This window comes from Xanthomonas indica (assembly GCF_040529045.1).
GTDB lineage: Bacteria > Pseudomonadota > Gammaproteobacteria > Xanthomonadales > Xanthomonadaceae > Xanthomonas_A > Xanthomonas_A indica.
The window spans coordinates 3,642,113-3,660,400 of the sequence record NZ_CP131914.1 but is presented as its reverse complement, the minus strand read 5'-3'; the positions used below and the strand labels follow the sequence as shown (position 1 = coordinate 3,660,400).

Annotated in this window: 14 protein-coding genes; 8 read left to right on the top strand and 6 right to left on the bottom strand. The window is 69.5% G+C overall.

The window, feature by feature from the left end:
* Positions 1-30: 30 nt before the first annotated feature.
* The 4 genes from Q7W82_RS15880 to Q7W82_RS15865 all read right to left on the bottom strand — a co-directional run bounded on the left by Q7W82_RS15880 (position 31) and on the right by Q7W82_RS15865 (position 4,199).
* Positions 31-873, bottom strand: coding sequence for a plasmid replication/partition related protein (locus Q7W82_RS15880; RefSeq protein ID WP_242159292.1), 843 nt, complete (start codon positions 871-873; stop codon positions 31-33).
* Between the two features lie 161 nt (positions 874-1,034).
* Positions 1,035-1,349, bottom strand: a complete 315-nt coding sequence (locus Q7W82_RS15875; protein WP_242159291.1) for an EthD family reductase — start codon at positions 1,347-1,349, stop codon at positions 1,035-1,037.
* Between the two features lie 296 nt (positions 1,350-1,645).
* Entirely contained in the window at positions 1,646-2,758 is a 1,113-nt protein-coding gene (ald, locus tag Q7W82_RS15870; RefSeq protein ID WP_242159290.1) for an alanine dehydrogenase, read from the bottom strand.
* A 64-nt stretch (positions 2,759-2,822) separates the two neighbouring features.
* Positions 2,823-4,199, bottom strand: a complete 1,377-nt coding sequence (locus Q7W82_RS15865) for an aspartate aminotransferase family protein (RefSeq protein ID WP_242159289.1) — start codon at positions 4,197-4,199, stop codon at positions 2,823-2,825.
* A gap of 196 nt (positions 4,200-4,395) precedes the next feature.
* On the opposite strand from Q7W82_RS15865, the gene Q7W82_RS15860 reads away from it, so the two are divergent.
* Together Q7W82_RS15860 and Q7W82_RS15855 are read left to right on the top strand one after the other, a co-directional pair.
* Complete coding sequence (locus Q7W82_RS15860; RefSeq protein ID WP_242159288.1) at positions 4,396-4,944, top strand: cupin domain-containing protein; 549 nt, start codon at positions 4,396-4,398, stop codon at positions 4,942-4,944.
* 79 nt (positions 4,945-5,023) lie between these two features.
* Positions 5,024-6,526, top strand: a complete 1,503-nt coding sequence (locus tag Q7W82_RS15855; RefSeq protein ID WP_160945870.1) for an aldehyde dehydrogenase — start codon at positions 5,024-5,026, stop codon at positions 6,524-6,526.
* Between the two features lie 72 nt (positions 6,527-6,598).
* Here Q7W82_RS15855 and Q7W82_RS15850 read toward each other — a convergent pair whose 3' ends face one another.
* A complete protein-coding gene (locus Q7W82_RS15850; RefSeq protein WP_242159287.1) occupies positions 6,599-7,171 on the bottom strand; it encodes a DUF1203 domain-containing protein in 573 nt (190 codons plus the stop codon).
* A 152-nt stretch (positions 7,172-7,323) separates the two neighbouring features.
* Positions 7,324-7,914, bottom strand: a complete 591-nt coding sequence (locus tag Q7W82_RS15845; protein WP_242159286.1) for a hypothetical protein — start codon at positions 7,912-7,914, stop codon at positions 7,324-7,326.
* 298 nt (positions 7,915-8,212) lie between these two features.
* Here Q7W82_RS15845 and Q7W82_RS15840 point away from each other — a divergent pair, with 298 nt between their 5' ends.
* The 6 genes from Q7W82_RS15840 to Q7W82_RS15815 all read left to right on the top strand — a co-directional run bounded on the left by Q7W82_RS15840 (position 8,213) and on the right by Q7W82_RS15815 (position 18,253).
* Positions 8,213-9,895, top strand: a complete 1,683-nt coding sequence (locus tag Q7W82_RS15840) for an OFA family MFS transporter (RefSeq protein ID WP_242159285.1) — start codon at positions 8,213-8,215, stop codon at positions 9,893-9,895.
* A 15-nt stretch (positions 9,896-9,910) separates the two neighbouring features.
* Positions 9,911-10,750, top strand: a complete 840-nt coding sequence (fdhD, locus tag Q7W82_RS15835) for a formate dehydrogenase accessory sulfurtransferase FdhD (protein WP_242159284.1) — start codon at positions 9,911-9,913, stop codon at positions 10,748-10,750.
* Positions 10,747-13,095, top strand: a complete 2,349-nt coding sequence (locus Q7W82_RS15830; RefSeq protein WP_242159283.1) for an FdhF/YdeP family oxidoreductase — start codon at positions 10,747-10,749, stop codon at positions 13,093-13,095. The genes fdhD and Q7W82_RS15830 overlap by 4 nt, the downstream gene beginning before the upstream one ends.
* Complete coding sequence (locus Q7W82_RS15825; protein ID WP_242159282.1) at positions 13,085-13,333, top strand: hypothetical protein; 249 nt, start codon at positions 13,085-13,087, stop codon at positions 13,331-13,333. The genes Q7W82_RS15830 and Q7W82_RS15825 overlap by 11 nt, the downstream gene beginning before the upstream one ends.
* Before the next feature lie 35 nt (positions 13,334-13,368).
* On the top strand, positions 13,369-13,665 hold the full coding sequence (locus Q7W82_RS15820) for a hypothetical protein (RefSeq protein WP_242159281.1): 297 nt from the start codon (positions 13,369-13,371) through the stop codon (positions 13,663-13,665).
* A 388-nt stretch (positions 13,666-14,053) separates the two neighbouring features.
* The gene (locus Q7W82_RS15815; RefSeq protein ID WP_353949492.1) at positions 14,054-18,253 is read left to right on the top strand and encodes an Ice nucleation protein; all 4,200 of its coding nucleotides are present in this window, start codon (positions 14,054-14,056) and stop codon (positions 18,251-18,253) included.
* Positions 18,254-18,288 lie beyond the last annotated feature (35 nt).

Sequence of the window (18,288 nt, the reverse complement as noted above, 5' to 3'; positions counted from 1 at the left end):
GGCGGGGCGCCGGAGACGCGTGCGCGTGGATCAGCCCGGCAACTGCGCGCGCAGCGCCGCCACTTCCTCGCGCAGCGCCTGGTTCTCGGCTTCGAGCTCGGCCACGCGCTGGCGCAATGCCAGCGTCGCCTCGCCGTCGGCGTCCGCTGCTGGAGCCGCGTCTTCGGACGCGGCCGGCGGCGCCGGTTTGGGCTTGCGCTTGGACTCGCGGGCGCGCTTGGCGGCCTGCTTCAGTTCGTCCTTGCCGGCCATCGCCGCGGCACGCTGTTCCTCCTCGGGCAGGCTGGCCACCGCGGCGGCGGCATTGATCGAGATCGCACCGGACTTGACCGCTTCCACCACTTCGGCGGCGGCCTGCTTCTGGATCTTCTCGATCTGCACCACCTGGCTGTTGCTGAGCCGCGCCACGCGCGCCAGGTCGGCACGGCTCAACGGCGCCGGCGCGTCGGCCCAGGGCGGCGTATCGGCGTCGCTCGTCGCCTCGGCGGCAGCAGCGTCCAGCTCGGCGGCGTCGGCCGCCGGTGCGTCCGCGGCGGCCGCACTGGCGCGCCGCTCGGCGAGGATCTCGCGCTTGCGCAGCGCCAGCACGCCGCGCTGGAAATCGGAGACGCTGCGCCGGCCCAGGTGCTGATCGATCATCCACAGGTGCACGTCCTGCAGCGACTGGAAGCGGGTGTTCTGCACGGTCTGGAACGGCAGGCCGTGCTTCTGGCAGATGCCGTAGCGGTTGTGCCCATCGACCAGGATGTCGCCCCACAGCACCAGCGCGTCGCGGCAGCCCTCGGCCAGCAGGCTGCGTTCCAGCGCGGCGTACTCGTCGGGGGTCAGCGGATCGATATAGGCCTTGAGGTCTTCTTTGACAACGATGTTCATCAATGGGCGACACGGTGTGGCTCGGGGGGCGGCATTGTAGAGGCCGGGAATCGGGAGTGGGGAATCGGGAATGGCAACAGCGCGTGTCGCGGCCGCATCGCGCGGTCCTTGGGGGCATGTGGCGCTTTCGATTCCCTATTGCCGTTTCTCCATTCCCGGCTTCAGCCCACCACCACCTCGCTGATCTGCATCACCGGCGTCAGCTCGGTGTAGTTCTTGATGTCGCCGAGGATCTCCTCCGCGTGCGGGCCGAAGCCGGCCTGGAAGGCCTCTACCGATTCGCTGTAGATGTGGCACATGCCGATGTAGGTCGGATCGCTGCCGGGGGTGCCGCCGGACAGGCCCTTGTCCACCGTGTAGCGGAGGCAGGCGGCGCCCATGCGTGCCTGCACCAGCGGCATGTGCGTGTCGCGGTAGTAGGCATGGTCGAAACGGGCGCCTGGCGTGTACGGATACATCACGCTGACCTTGATCATGGAGCGGCTCCTGTGGCGGCAATGGACCCCGGCCGGGCGCCGGGGTGGCGCAAGGCTACACCCGGCCTCCGCTGGCGCGTGCTGCGTTGCGGCGGGGCGTGGGGTGTGTGCCGGGAATCGGGAATCGGGAATGGGGAGTCGGGAATGGCAACAGCAAAAGCAACAGCAAGAGCAAGAGCAAGAGCAAGCGATGCGGCTGACGGATTGCCCAATGCGCGCGCTGCGGTGCTTTTTCGATTCCCTATTCCCGATTCTCCATTCCCGGCTTACCGGCTTATCGGCCTCACAGACAACTGTCAGCCCAGCGCGTCCAGCGGCCGCACGAAATCCTGGCCCAGCGCCTGCGCCACCGCGCGGTGGGTGAGCTTGCCGGCGTGCACGTTGAGGCCGTTGCGCAGGTCCTGGTCGTCGCGCAGCGCCTGCAGGCCGTGTTCGGCCAGCAGCAGCACGAACGGCAGGGTGGCGTTGGTCAGGGCGAAGGTGGAGGTGCGGGCCACGCCGCCTGGCATGTTGGCCACGCAGTAATGGACGATGCCGTCGACCTCGTAGGTGGGTTGCTGGTGGGTGGTCGGGTGGCTGGTCTCGAAGCAGCCGCCCTGGTCGATCGCCACGTCCACCAGCACCGAGCCGGGCCGCAGCAGCGTCAGTTGTTCGCGCGACACCAGCTTGGGCGCGGCGGCGCCGGGGATCAGCACCGCGCCGATCACCAGGTCGGTGTGCGGCAGGCACTGCTCGATCGCAGCGCGGGTGGAGTACAGCGTGGTCAGCTGCTGGCCGTAGAGTTCGTCCAGGTACTTGAGCCGCTCCAGCGAGCGGTCCAGCACGGTCACGCGCGCGTGCAGGCCCATCGCCATGCGTGCGGCGTTGATGCCGACCACGCCGCCGCCGATCACCAGCACCTGTGCCGGGGTGACCCCGGGCACGCCGCCGAGCAGCACGCCGGAGCCGCCCTGCGCCTTCTCCAGCGCATGCGCGCCGGCCTGGATCGCCATGCGCCCGGCGACTTCGCTCATCGGCGCCAGCAGCGGCAGGCCGCCGTGGCCGTCGGTGACGGTTTCGTAGGCGATGGCGGTGCAGCCGGAGCGCTGCAGCGCCGCGGCCTGCTGCGGATCCGGCGCCAGGTGCAGATAGGTGAACAGCAGTTGCCCGGGGCGCAGCATCGCGCATTCCTCCGGCTGCGGTTCCTTGACCTTGACGATCATCTCGGCCTGCGCGAACACGCTCGCCGCATCCTCGGCGATGCGCGCGCCGGCGCGTTCGTACTCGGCATCGGTGAGGCCGATGGCCTGGCCGCCGCCGCGCTGCACCAGCACCTGGTGGCCGTGCAGCACCAGTTCGCGGACCCCGGACGGGGTCAGCCCGATCCGGTACTCGTGGTTCTTGATCTCTTTCGGAACGCCGACCAGCATGAGCGGTTCTCCAGGCAGACGCGGCGCGTGGGGAGCGCGTGCGGTGGGTTGGGTGAGGGAGGGGTCAGGGCGTGCTGCGGATCATGTCCGCCAGCACAGCGAAGATGCGTTCGATGTGCTCGGGCTCGACGATCAGCGGCGGCGACAGCGCGATGGTGTCGCCGGTGACGCGGATCAGCAGGTTGCCCTCGTGGAAGCAGCGCTCGAAGATCTCGTAGGCGCGCGCGCCGGGCGCGCCCTTGCGCGGGGCCAGTTCGATCGCGCCGATCAGGCCGAAGTTGCGGATGTCGATGACGTGCGGCAGATCGCGCAGCCGATGGATCGCCTCCTCCCACACCGGGCCCAGTTCGATCGCCTTGTCGAACAACTGCTCCTCGGCGTAGGTGTCCAGCGTCGCCAACGCGGCGGCGCAGGCCAGCGGATGGCCGGAATAGGTATAGCCGTGGAACAGGTCGATGACGTTGGCCGGGCCATGCGCGAACGCCTCGTGGATGGCGTGGGACACGAACACCGCGCCCATCGGCACGCAGCCGTTGGTCAGGCCCTTGGCGGTGGTGATCATGTCCGGGGTCACCCCGAAGCGCTGCGCGGCGAAGGCGTGGCCGACGCGGCCGTAGCCGGTGATGACCTCGTCGAAGATCAGCAGGATGCCGTGCTTGTCGCACAGTTCGCGGATGCGCTGCAGGTAGCCGTGCGGCGGCAGCACCACGCCGGCCGAGCCGGAGATCGGTTCGATGATCACCGCGGCGATGGTGGAGGCATCGTGCAGCGTCACCAGCCGCTCCAGATCCTCGGCCAGTTCCGCGCCATGCGTCGGCAGGCCGCGCGAGAACGCATTGCGCTCCAGGTCGAGGGTGTGCCGCAGATGGTCCACGCCGGGCAGCAGCGGGCCGAACGCCTTGCGGTTGTTCGGCAGTCCGCCCACCGAGATGCCGCCGAAGCCGACGCCGTGGTAGCCCTTCTCGCGGCCGATGAAGCGGGTGCGCTGGCCCTCGCCGCGGGCACGGTGGTAGGCCAGCGCGATCTTCAGCGCGGTGTCCACCGACTCGGAGCCGGAGTTGGTGTAGAACACGTGGTCCAGGCCCGGCGGCGCCAGTTCCACCAGCCGCTCGGCGAGCACGAACGGCAGCGGCGAGCCCATCTGGAAGGTGGGCGCGAAATCCAGCGTGGTGATCTGACGCGCCACCGCCTCGACGATGCGCGGCCGCGCGTGGCCGGCGTTGCAGCACCACAGGCCGGCGGTGCCGTCGAGGATCTGGCGCCCGTCCACGCTGCGGTAATGCATGCCCTCGGCCGAGGCCAGCAGCCGCGGCCGCGCCTTGAACTGGCGGTTGGCGGTGAACGGCATCCAGAACGCATCCAGCGTGTCCGGTTCGCGTATGGCCTGCGCGGCGTAGTGGTCGGACAGCGCCTGGGACGAGAGGGGCGGCTGGGGGCGCATCGCAGGCTCCACGCGAGGGATGTTGAAAAAACTTTACACCATGCCGCGGCGCCGGGTGTGACCCGGCGTGGCGCCGTCCGCATGCATTGGACGGGCTTTTCCTGGTTGCGTCGCAGCACCGGCGTGGCGCACGAAATTGACCGCCTGGGGCGGGTGTGTAAAGTATCCGGCAACACCGCCACCGGCGTTCCCTGCGATGGATATCGGCGCCCGCCTGCACCGGGTTCGCACCGCCCACGGCCTGAGCCAGCGCGAGTTGGCCAAGCGGGTGGGCGTGACCAACAGCACCATCTCGCTGATCGAGCAGAACAAGGTCAGCCCCTCGGTGAGTTCGCTGAAGAAGGTGCTGGATGGCATCCCGATCTCGCTGGCCGAATTCTTCACCCAGGACCTGGACGCCGGCGCGGCCGATGCGCCGTTCTATCGCGCCGACGAACTGCCCGACGTCGGCAGCGACGGCATCCACTACTACCTGGTCGGCCAGCATCGCCCGCAGCGGCAGATGTGCATCCTGCGCGAGGTGATGCCGCCCGGCAGCGACACCGGCAGCGCGATGCTGGTGCACGACGGCGAAGAGGGCGGGGTGGTGGTGGCCGGCGAGGTGGAGATCACCGTCGGCAGCCAGGTGCGGGTGCTGCGCGCCGGCGAGGGCTACTATTTCGAGAGCCGGGTGCCGCACCGGTTCCGCAACGTCGGCCGCGAGACCGCAGTGCTGGTCAGCGCCAATACGCCGGCCACGTTCTGAGAGCGCCCGGCGCCCCTCCGCGCCGCAGCCGCCAGGCCGCCGTGCCGTTCCGATCCTTCCGCCGCAGCAGGAGTTCCCGATGACCGCACCCCGCACCCGCGACGCCTGGCAGGCGCTGGCCGACACGCTGCGTCCGCGGACCCAGGCCTTCATCGACGGCCGCTACGTCGATGCCGCCAGCGGCAAGACCTTCGACTGCCTCAGCCCGATCGACGGCCGCCTGCTCGGCCACGTGGCCGAAGGCGGGGCCGAGGACATCGACCGTGCGGTCGCCGCGGCACGGCGCAGCTTCGAGGCCGGGCACTGGTCGCAGGCCAAGCCGGCGCAGCGCAAGAAGACCCTGCTGGCGCTGGCCCAGCTGGTCGAACGCCACGCCGACGAACTGGCGCTGCTGGAATCGCTGGACATGGGCAAGCCGGTGCGCGATGCGCGCCGGGTCGATCTGGCGGCGACGGTGCGTTGCCTGTCCTGGACCGCCGAAGCGGTGGACAAACTGTACGGCGAAGTGGCGCCGACCGGACAGGACGAACTGGGCCTGATCACCCGCGAGCCGCTGGGCGTGGTCGGCGCGATCGTGCCGTGGAATTTCCCGCTGCTGATGGCGGCGTGGAAGATCGCCCCGGCGTTGGCCGCGGGCAACTCGGTGGTGCTCAAGCCCTCGGAAAAATCGCCGCTGAGCGCGCTGCGCCTGGCCGAGCTGGTGGCCGAGGCGGGCATTCCCGACGGCGTGTTCAACGTGGTGCCGGGCGACGGCAAGGGCGCCGGCGAGCCGCTGGCGCTGCACATGGACGTGGATGGGCTGGTGTTCACCGGCTCCACCGCGGTCGGCCGGCGCCTGCTGCAATGCGCGGGGCTGTCGAACATGAAGCGCGCGTACATGGAGTGCGGCGGCAAGAGCCCGAACCTGGTGTTCGCCGATGCACCGGACCTGGAGCAGGCAGCGCAGGCGGCGGCCGCGGCGATCTTCTACAACCAGGGCGAAGTCTGCACCGCGGCCTCGCGCCTGTTGGTGGAGCGCTCGATCAAGGATCGCTTCGTCGAACGCGTGGTCGCGGCCGGGCGTGCGCTGCAGCCGCGGCATCCCTTCGACGACGACGCGGCCATGGGCGCGCTGGTCGACGAGACCCAGACCCACCGCGTGCTCGACTACATCGCCCGCGGCAACGCCGAAGGCGCGCGTCTGTTGCTCGGCGGCAAGCGCGTGGAGGTGGTGCCCGGCGGCTGCTACGTGGAGCCGACCATCTTCGACGAGGTCGGCCATGAACACACCATCGCCCGCGAGGAGATCTTCGGCCCGGTGCTGTCGGTGATCGCCTTCGACGACGAGGCGCACGCCCTGCGCATGGCCAACGACAGCGAGTATGGCCTGGCCGCCGGCGTGTGGACCCGCGACATCGGCCGCGCGCACCGCGTGGCGCGCAAGCTGCGCGCCGGCAGCGTGTGGGTGAACTATTGGGACGGCGGCGACATGACCGCCCCGTTCGGCGGCTACAAGCAATCGGGCAACGGCCGCGACAAGTCGCTGCATGCCTTCGACAAGTACACGGAGATGAAGGCGACGTGGATCAAGCTGGGGGAGTAGCCCGGAGCGGGGATTGGGGATTCGGGATTGGTGAAAAGCGGGGCTGCGGCTGCGGATGTCGTAGGAGCGGCTTCAGCCGCGACGGGCTCTCCCGGGAATGCCTGTCGCGGCTGAAGCCGCTCCTACAGCGCCGGGAGTGTTCCAGGTCGCGGTGCCGCCACTCATCCCCAATCCCGGCTCCCGATCCACCCGGCACGCAAAACAGCCTTGCCGCGCATGATGCAGATGCAGGTAGCGCACCCGCGGGTCGGCGAAGGCGCAGGCGATCGCGGTGGCGATGCGCTCGCCCGGCTGCACGTCGGCGGCGATCAGCATGTCGCCGGCGTCGTAGCCGCGCAGCGAGATCAGGCGGCGGACGATCGCATCGGGCACGTCGCCCGGCGCCGGTGCGGCGGTGGCGACGTGGCGGCGCACGTAGATCGGTCCGGCGGCGCGGTACGGGGTCTGCGCGGGCTGGTGCAGGTAGTGCAGCAACAGCAGTTCCTCGCCGGGCCGCGCGTCCTCCAGGCTGATCCGGCAGGGATAGCCGAGCGCGCTGTCGGCGCGGACGCGTTGCGCATGGCGCGCCTGCAGTTGCGCATCGTCGAGGTCGAACAGGGCGGCAAACGGTGCGGCCGGCAGGCCGACGCAACGGAAGCTGGACATGGGCGCTCCAGGAACGGATGGAGCGCGCAGCGTGCCGCTCGCCGCGGCAACACGCTGGCCGCATTCGGACGCGGCACTGCACGGGTGCGGCGTGCGCGTGTCAGCGAGCGCGCATCAGTGCCAGGCACGCGCTACCCAGCGCGACGCGCCGCTCAGCGCGGAACGTAATCGGCGAAATCGACCGGATGCCGCGGGTCGGCCGCCTGCACCTGATCGCCGTCCTTGACCAGGGCGTCTGCGTCGGGCGAGGGATTCGGGTTCAGTTCCCAGCGCTGCTGGATGCGCTTGTGGAACAGCCACTGCTTGCGCTGCGGGTCGTAGCGGAAGGTGATGAAATCGGTCCAGTGCTGGCCGCAGGACACCCCGTTCTGCACGGTGAAGTAGCGGCCCTTGGCGGCGAACGGATCGTCGCCATCGGTGAACGGGTCGCACTGGCCGCCCTCGTCGCGCTTGAGGATCACCCGGTCGTTGCGCGCCGCCAACCGATAGTGGCCGTCGGCCTGCTGCACGAAGATCAGCAGCGGCCGTGCCGGTGCCGGATCGCGTTGCGCCTCGCCGCGCTGCTGCAGCGCGAGCAGGTAGTCGGCACGGCCGTCGCCATCGAGATCGGCCTGCAGCTGCGCCAGTGGCTGGTAGCCGGCCGGCAACTGGTGCAGCACGTCGGCGGGCAACGCGGCGGCCTGGGCGAGGTGGCTGCCGAGCAGGAGGCAGGCGGCGAGGCCAACGCGGTAGGGGACGGGCATGGGGCGATTCCGCAGGCGGGGGGCGCAAGCCTAACCGACCGGCGCGCACTGGCGGAATCGCACAGTGCCGTGCGTTGCCTGCGCGAGCGGCGTCGCTGGGGCTGCCTGTCCATCGTGCGCCGCACAAGCACAGGCGCGCGGCGCGCTTGCGATGGACGGCGCGGCGCCACCGCGTGTTTTGTACTACGCTCGGCGCATGCGGTCGCGCGTCGGCAGACCGTTCGGCAGGCGGCATCGTGGAGACGCCGCAGGCGCGTCATCCGCACCCAGGGCGCCGACGCCTCCGAGGGGACACCGCATGAACGACTCGCACCGCGTTGCCGCTTCCGCGCCGACCGATCGCCCCGGCCTGCTTTCGAAGGAACGCATCGTCGCCGGGCCCGGCTTCAACCGCTGGCTGGTGCCGCCTGCGGCCTTGGCAATCCATCTGTGCATCGGCATGGCCTACGGTTTCAGCGTGTTCTGGCTGCCGTTGTCCAAGGCGCTGGGCATCACCGAGGCGGTGGCCTGTCCACCCGACATGGGCTTCCTGGCGCGCATCGTCTCGTCCAGTTGCGACTGGAAGATCAGCGAACTGCAGTGGATGTACACGCTGTTCTTCGTGTTGCTGGGTTGCTCGGCGGCGCTGTGGGGCGGCTGGCTGGAGCGCGCCGGCCCGCGCAAGGCCGGCGTGGTCGCGGCGCTGTGCTGGTGCGGCGGGCTGGTGATCTCGGCGCTGGGCATCCACCTGCACCAGATCTGGCTGCTGTGGTTGGGCTCGGGCGTGATCGGCGGCATCGGCCTGGGGCTGGGCTACATCTCGCCGGTGTCGACGCTGATCAAGTGGTTCCCGGACCGCCGCGGCATGGCCACCGGCATGGCGATCATGGGCTTCGGCGGCGGCGCGATGATCGGCAGCCCGTTGGCCGATGCGCTGATGCGGCATTTCGCCGGCCCCGACTCGGTGGGCGTGAAGGAAACCTTCCTGGTGATGGCCGGGCTGTACTTCGTGTTCATGATGGCCGGCGCGTTCGGCTACCGGGTGCCGCCCAGCGGCTGGACCCCGGCCGGTTGGACCGCGCCGGCGGCCAGCGCCAATGCGATGATCACCGCCCACCACGTGCACGTGCGCAAGGTCTGGGGCATCCCGCAGTTCTGGCTGCTGTGGGGCGTGCTGTGCCTGAACGTGTCGGCCGGCATCGGCGTGATCGGCATGGCCTCGCCGATGCTGCAGGAAGTGTTCGGCGGCCGCCTGATCGGCGTGGATGCCGGCTTCGCCAGCCTTGATCCCACGCAACTGGCCGCCATTGCCGCCATCGCCGCCGGCTTCACCGGCCTGCTCAGCCTGTTCAACATCGGCGGGCGCTTCTTCTGGGCCAGCATGTCCGACAAGCTTGGGCGCAAGCACACCTACTCGCTGTTCTTCGTGCTCGGCATCGTCCTGTACGCGGCCGCGCCGTGGGCCGGCAAGGTCGGCGGCAGCGCGCTGTTCGTCGGCATCTTCTGCGTGATCGTATCGATGTACGGCGGCGGCTTTGCCACCATCCCGGCCTACCTGGCCGACCTGTTCGGCACGCAGATGGTCGGCGCCATCCACGGCCGCCTGCTGACCGCCTGGGCCACCGCCGGCATCCTTGGCCCGGTGGTGGTCGGCTACATGCGCGAGTACCAGTTGGGCATGGGGGTGCCGCCCTCACAGGTGTACAACACGACCATGTACATCCTGGCCGGGATGCTGGTGCTGGGCCTGATCTGCAACCTGCTGGTTCGGCCGGTGGCGGCTAGGCACTTCATGACCCCGCAGGAGCTGGCCGCGGAGAAGCAACTGGCCCACGAGCGGGTCGGCAGCAACGCCCAGGCGGCGCCGGATGCGGCGCAGCTGGCGCTGGTGGGCTGCGGCGGCAACCCGGTGCTGCTGGTGCTGGCCTGGCTGGCGGTCGGGCTGCCGATGCTGTGGGGCATCTGGGTCACCCTGCAGAAAGCGTTCGTGCTGTTCCACTGAGTCGGGAGGGTTGCGATGTCTTCGGGTGCGTCATCCAGGCCAGGTGCGGTCGCGCGCGGCGTGCGCCGCCACCGCGACGGGCGCACGGCCGTCGCCCAGGACCTGGTGGCGGCCGAGGTGCCGGTGGCGTTTGCCTACAACGACACGCCGTTCGTGGTGATGATGGCCACGCCGGAAGACCTGGAGGATTTCGCACTGGGCTTCTCGCTCAGCGAAGGCATCGTGGCAACACCGGACCAGCTACGCATCGAGGCCGTGGAGACCTACCTGGAAGGTGTGTCGCTGCGCCTGCGCATCCCGCCGGAACAGGCCACCGCGTTGCAGGCCCGGCGCCGCAACCTCGATGGGCGCAGCGGCTGCGGGGTGTGCGGCAGCGCGTCGCTGGAGGCGGTGCTGCGCGCGCCCCGGCCGGTGCCGGCCGGCGCACCGATCGCCGCTGCGGCGCTGGCCCGTGCCTTGCGCGCCTTGCGCGCGCAGCAGACGCTCAACGCGTTGACCGGCGCCACCCACGCCGCGGCCTGGGCCGATGCGCAGGGGGCACTGCAGCTGATCCGCGAAGACGTCGGCCGCCACAACGCATTGGACAAGTTGATCGGCGCGCTGGTCGGCGCCGGCCTCGATCCTGGCGCCGGCTTCGCCGTGGTCACCAGCCGCGCCAGCTACGAGATGGTCATGAAGGCCACGCAGGCCGGCATCCCGCTGCTGGCCGCGATTTCCGCGCCCACCGCGCTGGCCGTCGCGCTCGCCGACAGCGCCGGCCTCACCCTGATCGGCTTCGCCCGCGATCACGATTACGTCGTCTACAGCCATCCGCAGCGCCTAGCGCAGACCGAACCCGCCGGAGAGCCCGCATGAGCAAGAAGACCATCCAGCCGTACACGCAACCGGCCGGCGGTTGGGGCGCGCTGCGTGCCGTGGCCAAGCACCTGATGGAGCAGGACGTGGCGGTGCAGGGCGCCAAGACCCTGCTGCACGCCAACCAGCCCGACGGCTTCGACTGTCCCGGCTGCGCCTGGCCCGACCGCGACCACACCTCGACCTTCGAGTTCTGCGAAAACGGCGCCAAGGCGGTGGCCGCCGAATCCACCGCGCGCCGCGCCACGCCGGAACTGTTTGCCCAGCACAGCGTCGCGCAACTGGCCCGCTACAGCGACTACTGGCTGGAAGGGCAGGGCCGACTGACCCAGCCGCTGCGCTACGACGCCGACACCGACCATTACGTGCCGATCGACTGGGACGCGGCGTTCGCGCTGATCGCCCGGCATCTCAATGGCCTGGCCTCGCCGGACGAGGCGATCTTCTACACCTCCGGCCGCACCAGCAACGAGGCGGCGTTTTTGTATCAGTTGTTCGTGCGCGAGTTCGGCACCAACAACTTCCCGGACTGCTCCAACATGTGCCACGAGCCGTCCGGCACTGCGCTCAAGGCGCAGATCGGGGTCGGCAAGGGCACGGTCTCGCTGCAGGATTTCGAACTGGCCGATGCGATCTTCATCTTCGGCCAGAATCCCGGCACCAACCATCCGCGCATGCTCGGCGAACTGCGCCAGGCGGCCAAGCGGGGCGCGGCGATCGTCTCGTTCAACCCGCTGCGCGAACGCGGCCTGGAGAAGTTCGCCGATCCGCAGGACAAGCTGGAGATGCTGCACAACGGCTCCACCCGCATCTCCTCGGATTACTTCCAGTTGAAGATCGGCGGCGACCTGGCCGCGGTCAAGGGCATCATCAAGCACGTGCTGGAGCGCGACGCCGAGGCGGCGCGCAGCGGGCAGCCGCGGTTGCTGGACCTGCAGTTCATCGACCGCCACACCGCCGGCTTCGAGGCCTTCGCCGCCGAGGTCGCGGCCGAGCCGTGGGACACCATCGTCGAGGAATCCGGGCTCAGCGAGGCCGCATTGCGCCAGGCTGGGGAGATCTACCTCAAGGCCGAGCGGCTGATCGCCTGCTGGGGCATGGGCATCACCCAGCACAAGCATTCGGTGGCGACCATCCAGATGATCGCCAACCTGCTGTTGCTGCGCGGCCACCTCGGCCGGCCCGGCGCCGGGCTGTGTCCGGTGCGTGGGCACAGCAACGTGCAGGGCGACCGCACCATGATGATCTACGAGCAGCCGCCCCAGGCGTTCCTGGACCGGCTGCAGAAGGTGTTCGGCTTCGCCCCGCCGCGCGCGCCCGGCTACGACACGGTCGGCGCGATCGAGGCGATGGCCGACGGCCGCGCCAAGGTGTTCTTCGCCATGGGCGGCAATTTCGCCACCGCCACCCCCGATACCGAGGCCACCCATCGCGCATTGCGCCGCTGCGACCTCACCGTGCACGTCACCACCAAGCTCAACCGCAGCCATCTGGTGCATGGCCGCGACGCGCTGATCCTGCCGTGCCTGGGCCGCACCGAGATCGACATCCAGGAAGGCGGGCCGCAGCACGTCAGCGTCGAGGATTCGATGAGCATGGTGCACCTGTCCGGCGGCATCAATCCGCCGGCCTCGCCGCAGCTGCTGTCCGAGCCGGCGATCGTGGCGGGCCTGGCCGAGGCCACGCTCGGCGCGCGCAGCACGGTGCGCTGGCGCTGGCTGGTGGCCGACTACGACCGCATCCGCGACCTGATCGCACAGATGTTCGACGACTTCGCCGACTTCAACACGCGGGTGCGGGTGCCGGGCGGCTTCCGCCTGTCCAATGGCGCACGCGACCGCGTGTGGGACACGCCGGAGGGCCGTGCGGTGTTCAAGCCGCATGCGGTGCCGACCGACAACCCCATCCACCGCGCGCGCCGCCAGCATCCGGGGCAACTGGTGTTCACGCTGGCCACCACGCGCTCGCACGACCAGTACAACACCACCATCTACGGCCTGGACGACCGCTACCGCGGTGTGTTCGGCGAGCGCCGGGTGCTGTTCATCAACGTCGCCGACATCGCCGACCTGGGCATGCAGGCAGGCGACTGGGTGGATCTGCACAGCCTGTGCGAGGACGGTGTGCCGCGCCAGGCCAAGCGTTTCATGCTGGTCGCCTACAACATCCCGCGCGGCTGCCTGGCGGCCTACTACCCCGAGACCAATGCGCTGGTGCCCTTGTCCAGCTTCGCCGACGAGGCGCGCACGCCCACCTCCAAGTCGATTCCGGTGGTGGTCACCGCGCACCTGGCCGAGGCCGCCGCGGCCGCCCCGCGCGACATCGGAGTCGCGCTTGTCCGCTGATCCGGCGTTGACCGCACGCCTGCTGCCCTTGCTGGCCGAGGCGCCGGAGGGCATGGCGCTGGCGCGCGTGTGCAAGCGCCTGGATGTGCGCATGAGCGTACTGCTGCGTACCTTGGCGTGGCTGGGCGACGCCGAGCTCGCCGGGCAGGCGGGGCCGGGCTGGGTGCGGGTGCAGCGCGCCGGCGAGCGCGAGGTGGCGGTACTGACGGCTGCCGGTCGCGCGCAGTTGCGGCAGTAGGCGCTACGCCCCCGCCATGCGAGGCGGCTATCGACGTGTGCACGCTGCGCCGTGGGCAGCCTCGCAAGCGGGTGCCGCCCGCGCCCGGCTGCACAATCTCTTTCGACATCGACATCGACATCGACATCGACATCGACATCGACATCGACAGCAATGCGCGTGCGCTATCGGTGCGCATGCGCTGCCGGCGTGCGTGCGGCGGTGTCGTTGCGCCATCCAAACAAGCGCAGTGTGCGCTTGCGCACGCGGGCGCGTTGTACCGGAACTGCACAGGTCCGGTTTTTGCTTTAACGGGCGCACGCGAAAATAGATCATCAATTCTCGTTGCGTAGGCATGGACGTTTCATGCTTTCCCGCGGTAAGTGACCCAGTCGCGCTTTGGCGCATTTGGAGCGAAAACGTCTTCCCCAGTCTCAATCCGTGAGAATGCCGGATTCGACGCTGCGGTCGTTTTCATGAAATGGACCGACGCGTCCGCTCGGAGAATCGGGCCTTGCGGCCCAACGATGCTTCGTGGCAATGGCTTCGCATTGCGGCCGCGGCCGGCCTCCGTTTCGTGGAGATAGGGCAGGGCTCTCGCCAGGCGCCTTTGGCGATGGCCGTGTCCACTGGCCGTCGCAGCCAGAACGGATGCGATGCAGCAGTGTTTTCCCGTTTGCAGGTCGCGGATTCGTCCTGGGAACTCATCCGATTTTCCATATCCATCATGAGGGCGATGCGATGATCACTGAAAAGATTCTGGCGCTGCGCACATGCGCCAACAACATGGCCGATCACTGTGGCTTGATCTGGCCGATGTCCGGTCACGTGGAATGCAAGTACTGGAAGCCGTCCGCACTGCACGAGAACGGCCTCACCGGTCTGTCGTGGGGACGCGGCGGCGGGGCCCATCTGAGTGCGCATGCCGATGCCCGCTGGGTTGTCTGCGAAGTCGCCGTCGGCGACGTGCTGCCGTTGCCGGAAGAGGGGATGATCAAGTTCCCGCGTGCGCAGGTGCTGTTGGTCGGGAGCCGGAGCGAGGCGCTGGACTATCTCGCGGCCAACTACCGGTTCTACGCGCTGGCAGATCAGGCCGCGTTGCCGACGGTGCCGACGAACGTGGCCAGCCCCGCGGCGGCCTTGCCTGCGCCGGCGACCCTGGGCACCTCGCCGACCCTGCCCACCCCGCCGACCGTGGCGACACCGGCAACACCGGTGGCCACGGTCGTTGCAGCCACTCCTGTCGAGTCGCGCCCCGACCTCCTTGCCAGGAAGACCGAGACAGGTGTCTATGGCAGCACGCTCACCGGCTCCGACCAAAGCCGGCTGATCGCCGGCTACGGCAGCACCGAGACCGCCGGCGATCACAGCGATCTGATCGCCGGTTATGGCAGCACCGGCACCGCGGGCTCGGACAGTTCCATCCTTGCCGGCTACGGCAGCACCCAGACCGCGGCCGACCGGAGCACGCTCATCGCCGGCTACGGCAGTACCCAGACGGCACAGGAAGGCAGCCGCGTGACCTCCGGCTATGGCAGTACCGCGACCACGGGTGCCGACAGCGCCGTGATCTCCGGCTATGGCAGCACGCAGACCGCCGGCAGCGACAGTTCGCTGACGGCGGGGTACGGCAGCACGCAGACGGCGCGGCAAGGCAGCGACGTCACCGCCGGCTACGGCAGCACCGGCACCGCGGGCGCGGACAGTTCGCTGATCGCCGGCTATGGCAGCACGCAGACGGCGGGCAGCGACAGTTCGCTGACGGCCGGCTATGGCAGCACGCAGACGGCACGCCAGGGCAGCGACGTCACCGCGGGCTATGGCAGCACCGGCACCGCGGGCGCGGACAGTACGCTGATCGCCGGCTACGGCAGCACGCAGACCGCGGGCAGCGACAGCTCGCTGACGGCGGGGTACGGCAGTACGCAAACGGCACGGCAAGGCAGCGACGTCACCGCCGGCTATGGCAGCACCGGCACCGCGGGTGCGGACAGCACGCTGATCGCGGGCTATGGCAGCACGCAGACGGCAGGCAGCGACAGTTCGCTGACGGCGGGGTACGGCAGTACGCAAACGGCACGGCAAGGCAGCGACGTCACCGCCGGCTACGGCAGCACCGGCACCTCGGGTGCGGACAGTTCGTTGATCGCCGGCTATGGCAGCACGCAGACGGCAGGCAGCGACAGCTCGTTGACCGCCGGCTACGGCAGTACGCAGACGGCACGCCAGGGAAGCGACGTCACCGCCGGCTATGGCAGCACCGGCACCGCGGGTGCGGACAGCACGCTGATCGCGGGCTATGGCAGCACGCAGACCGCAGGCAGCGACAGCTCGCTGACGGCGGGGTACGGCAGTACGCAAACGGCACGGCAAGGCAGCGACGTCACCGCCGGCTACGGCAGTACTGGCACCGCGGGTGCGGACAGTTCGCTGATCGCCGGCTACGGCAGCACGCAGACGGCAGGCAGCGACAGCTCGCTGACCGCCGGCTACGGTAGTACGCAGACGGCGCAGCAGGACAGTTCGCTCACGACCGGCTATGGCAGCACTTCGACTGCAGGTCACGACAGCTCGCTGATTGCCGGCTACGGCAGCACGCAGACTGCGGGCAGCGACAGTTCGTTGACAGCGGGTTATGGCAGTACGCAAACGGCGCGGCAAGGCAGCGATGTCACCGCCGGCTACGGCAGCACCGGCACTGCGGGTGCGGACAGTTCGTTGATCGCGGGCTATGGCAGCACGCAAACCGCAGGGAGCGACAGTTCGCTGACCGCGGGTTATGGCAGCACGCAGACGGCGCGGCAGGGCAGTGACGTCACTGCCGGTTATGGCAGCACCGGTACCGCGGGTGCGGACAGCTCGTTGATCGCGGGCTATGGCAGCACGCAGACCGCCGGCAGCGACAGTTCGCTGACCGCGGGTTATGGCAGCACGCAGACGGCGCGGCAAGGCAGCGATGTCACCGCCGGCTATGGCAGCACCGGCACTGCCGGTGCGGACAGCACGCTGATCGCCGGCTATGGCAGTACGCAGACCGCGGGCAGCGACAGTTCGCTGACAGCCGGTTACGGCAGCACCCAGACCGCGCGGCAAGGCAGCGATGTCACCGCCGGCTATGGCAGCACCGGCACTGCCGGTGCGGACAGCACGCTGATCGCCGGCTATGGCAGTACGCAGACCGCGGGCAGCGACAGTTCGCTGACAGCCGGTTACGGCAGCACCCAGACCGCGCGGCAAGGCAGCGATGTCACCTCCGGCTATGGCAGTACCGGCACCGCCGGCGCGGATAGCACGCTGATCGCGGGCTATGGCAGCACACAGACCGCCGGCAGCGACAGTTCGCTGACGGCGGGGTACGGCAGTACGCAAACGGCGCGGCAAGGCAGCGACGTCACCGCCGGCTATGGCAGCACCGGCACTGCCGGTGCGGACAGCACGCTGATCGCCGGCTATGGCAGCACGCAGACCGCGGGCAGCGACAGTTCGCTGACCGCGGGGTACGGCAGCACGCAGACGGCGCGGCAGGGCAGCGATATCACGGCCGGTTATGGGAGCACCGGCACTGCCGGCGCCGACAGTTCGCTGATCGCCGGCTATGGCAGCACCCAGACCGCCGGCTACGACAGCACCCTCACCGCCGGCTACGGCAGTACCCAGACCGCGCGGGAGGACAGTACGCTCACCGCCGGCTATGGCAGTACCTCCACCGCCGGTCACGACAGCTCGCTGATCGCCGGCTACGGCAGCACCCAGACCGCGGGCTACAACAGCACCCTGACCACAGGCTACGGCAGCACGCAGACCGCACAGGAGAGCAGCTCCCTCACCGCCGGCTACGGCAGCACCTCGACGGCCGGCTACGACAGCTCGTTGACCGCCGGCTATGGCAGCACGCAAACCGCCGGCTACAAGAGTACGCTGACGGCGGGCTATGGCAGCAATTCGACCGCCGGCCACGACAGCTCGCTGATCGCCGGCTACGGCAGTACCCAGACCGCCGGCTATGAGAGCACCTTGACTGCGGGCTACGGCAGTTCGCTGACCGCGCAGCAGAACAGTTCGCTGACCGCCGGCTACGGGAGTACCGAGATCGCCGGTTACGCCAGCACGCTGATCGCCGGCTACGGCAGTTCCCAGACCGCCGGCTACGAGAGCACGTTGACCGCCGGCTATGGCAGTACCCAGATGGCCGAACACAGCAGTTCGCTGACGGCGGGCTACGGCAGCACCGGCGTCGCCGGGCAGGACAGCTCGCTGATTGCCGGCTATGGCAGCAATCTGACCAGCGGCGTGCGCAGCTTCCTGACGGCGGGCTACGGCAGCAACCTGATCGCCAGCTACGGAAGCTCGCTGATCGCCGGCCACGACTGCATCCAGATCGCCGGCCACAAAAGCATGTTGATTGCCGGCAAGGGCAGTTCCCAGACCGCAGGGTCGCGCAGCACCCTGATCGCCGGTGCAGACAGCGTGCAGACCGCCGGCGACCGCAGCAAGCTGATCGCCGGCGCCGACAGCACCCAGACCGCCGGCGATCGCAGCAAGCTGTTGGCCGGACGCAACAGCCATCTCACCGCGGGCGACCGGAGCAGGCTCACCGCCGGGGACGACAGCACGCTGATGGCCGGCGACCGCAGCAAGCTGACCGCCGGCAAGAACAGCGTCCTGACCGCCGGCGCCCGCAGCAGGCTGATCGGCAGCCTGGGGTCGACGCTCACCGGCGGAGAGAACTCGACGCTTATTTTTCGCTGCTGGGATGGCGAGCGCTACACCAACCTCGTGGTCACCACCGGCGAGCAAGGGGTGGAAGCCGACATGCCGTACCAGGTCGATGCGCAGGGCAACCTTGTCGGCAAGGGCGACGACGTGGAGGTGCTGGAGCAGGCGCCGTGCCTGCCGTTGGAGTGCGATCCAGGCGTTGTCGAGGATGTGCACGATGCCTGAGGCGCGAGGCGACCGCGTCGCCGGCGGTCGCCACG

Excerpts from the sequence above, each read along its gene's own strand:
- Q7W82_RS15840 (WP_242159285.1), top strand. The coding sequence starts at position 8,213 with ATGAACGACTCGCACCGCGTTGCCGCTTCCGCGCCGACCGATCGCCCC.
- Q7W82_RS15860 (WP_242159288.1), top strand. The coding sequence starts at position 4,396 with ATGGATATCGGCGCCCGCCTGCACCGGGTTCGCACCGCCCACGGCCTG.
- Q7W82_RS15830 (WP_242159283.1), top strand. The coding sequence starts at position 10,747 with ATGAGCAAGAAGACCATCCAGCCGTACACGCAACCGGCCGGCGGTTGG.
- Q7W82_RS15850 (WP_242159287.1), bottom strand. The coding sequence starts at position 7,171 with ATGTCCAGCTTCCGTTGCGTCGGCCTGCCGGCCGCACCGTTTGCCGCC.
- Q7W82_RS15875 (WP_242159291.1), bottom strand. The coding sequence starts at position 1,349 with ATGATCAAGGTCAGCGTGATGTATCCGTACACGCCAGGCGCCCGTTTC.
- Q7W82_RS15815 (WP_353949492.1), top strand. The coding sequence starts at position 14,054 with ATGATCACTGAAAAGATTCTGGCGCTGCGCACATGCGCCAACAACATG.
- fdhD (WP_242159284.1), top strand. The coding sequence starts at position 9,911 with ATGTCTTCGGGTGCGTCATCCAGGCCAGGTGCGGTCGCGCGCGGCGTG.
- Q7W82_RS15845 (WP_242159286.1), bottom strand. The coding sequence starts at position 7,914 with ATGCCCGTCCCCTACCGCGTTGGCCTCGCCGCCTGCCTCCTGCTCGGC.
- Q7W82_RS15880 (WP_242159292.1), bottom strand. The coding sequence starts at position 873 with ATGAACATCGTTGTCAAAGAAGACCTCAAGGCCTATATCGATCCGCTG.
- Q7W82_RS15855 (WP_160945870.1), top strand. The coding sequence starts at position 5,024 with ATGACCGCACCCCGCACCCGCGACGCCTGGCAGGCGCTGGCCGACACG.
- ald (WP_242159290.1), bottom strand. The coding sequence starts at position 2,758 with ATGCTGGTCGGCGTTCCGAAAGAGATCAAGAACCACGAGTACCGGATC.
- Q7W82_RS15865 (WP_242159289.1), bottom strand. The coding sequence starts at position 4,199 with ATGCGCCCCCAGCCGCCCCTCTCGTCCCAGGCGCTGTCCGACCACTAC.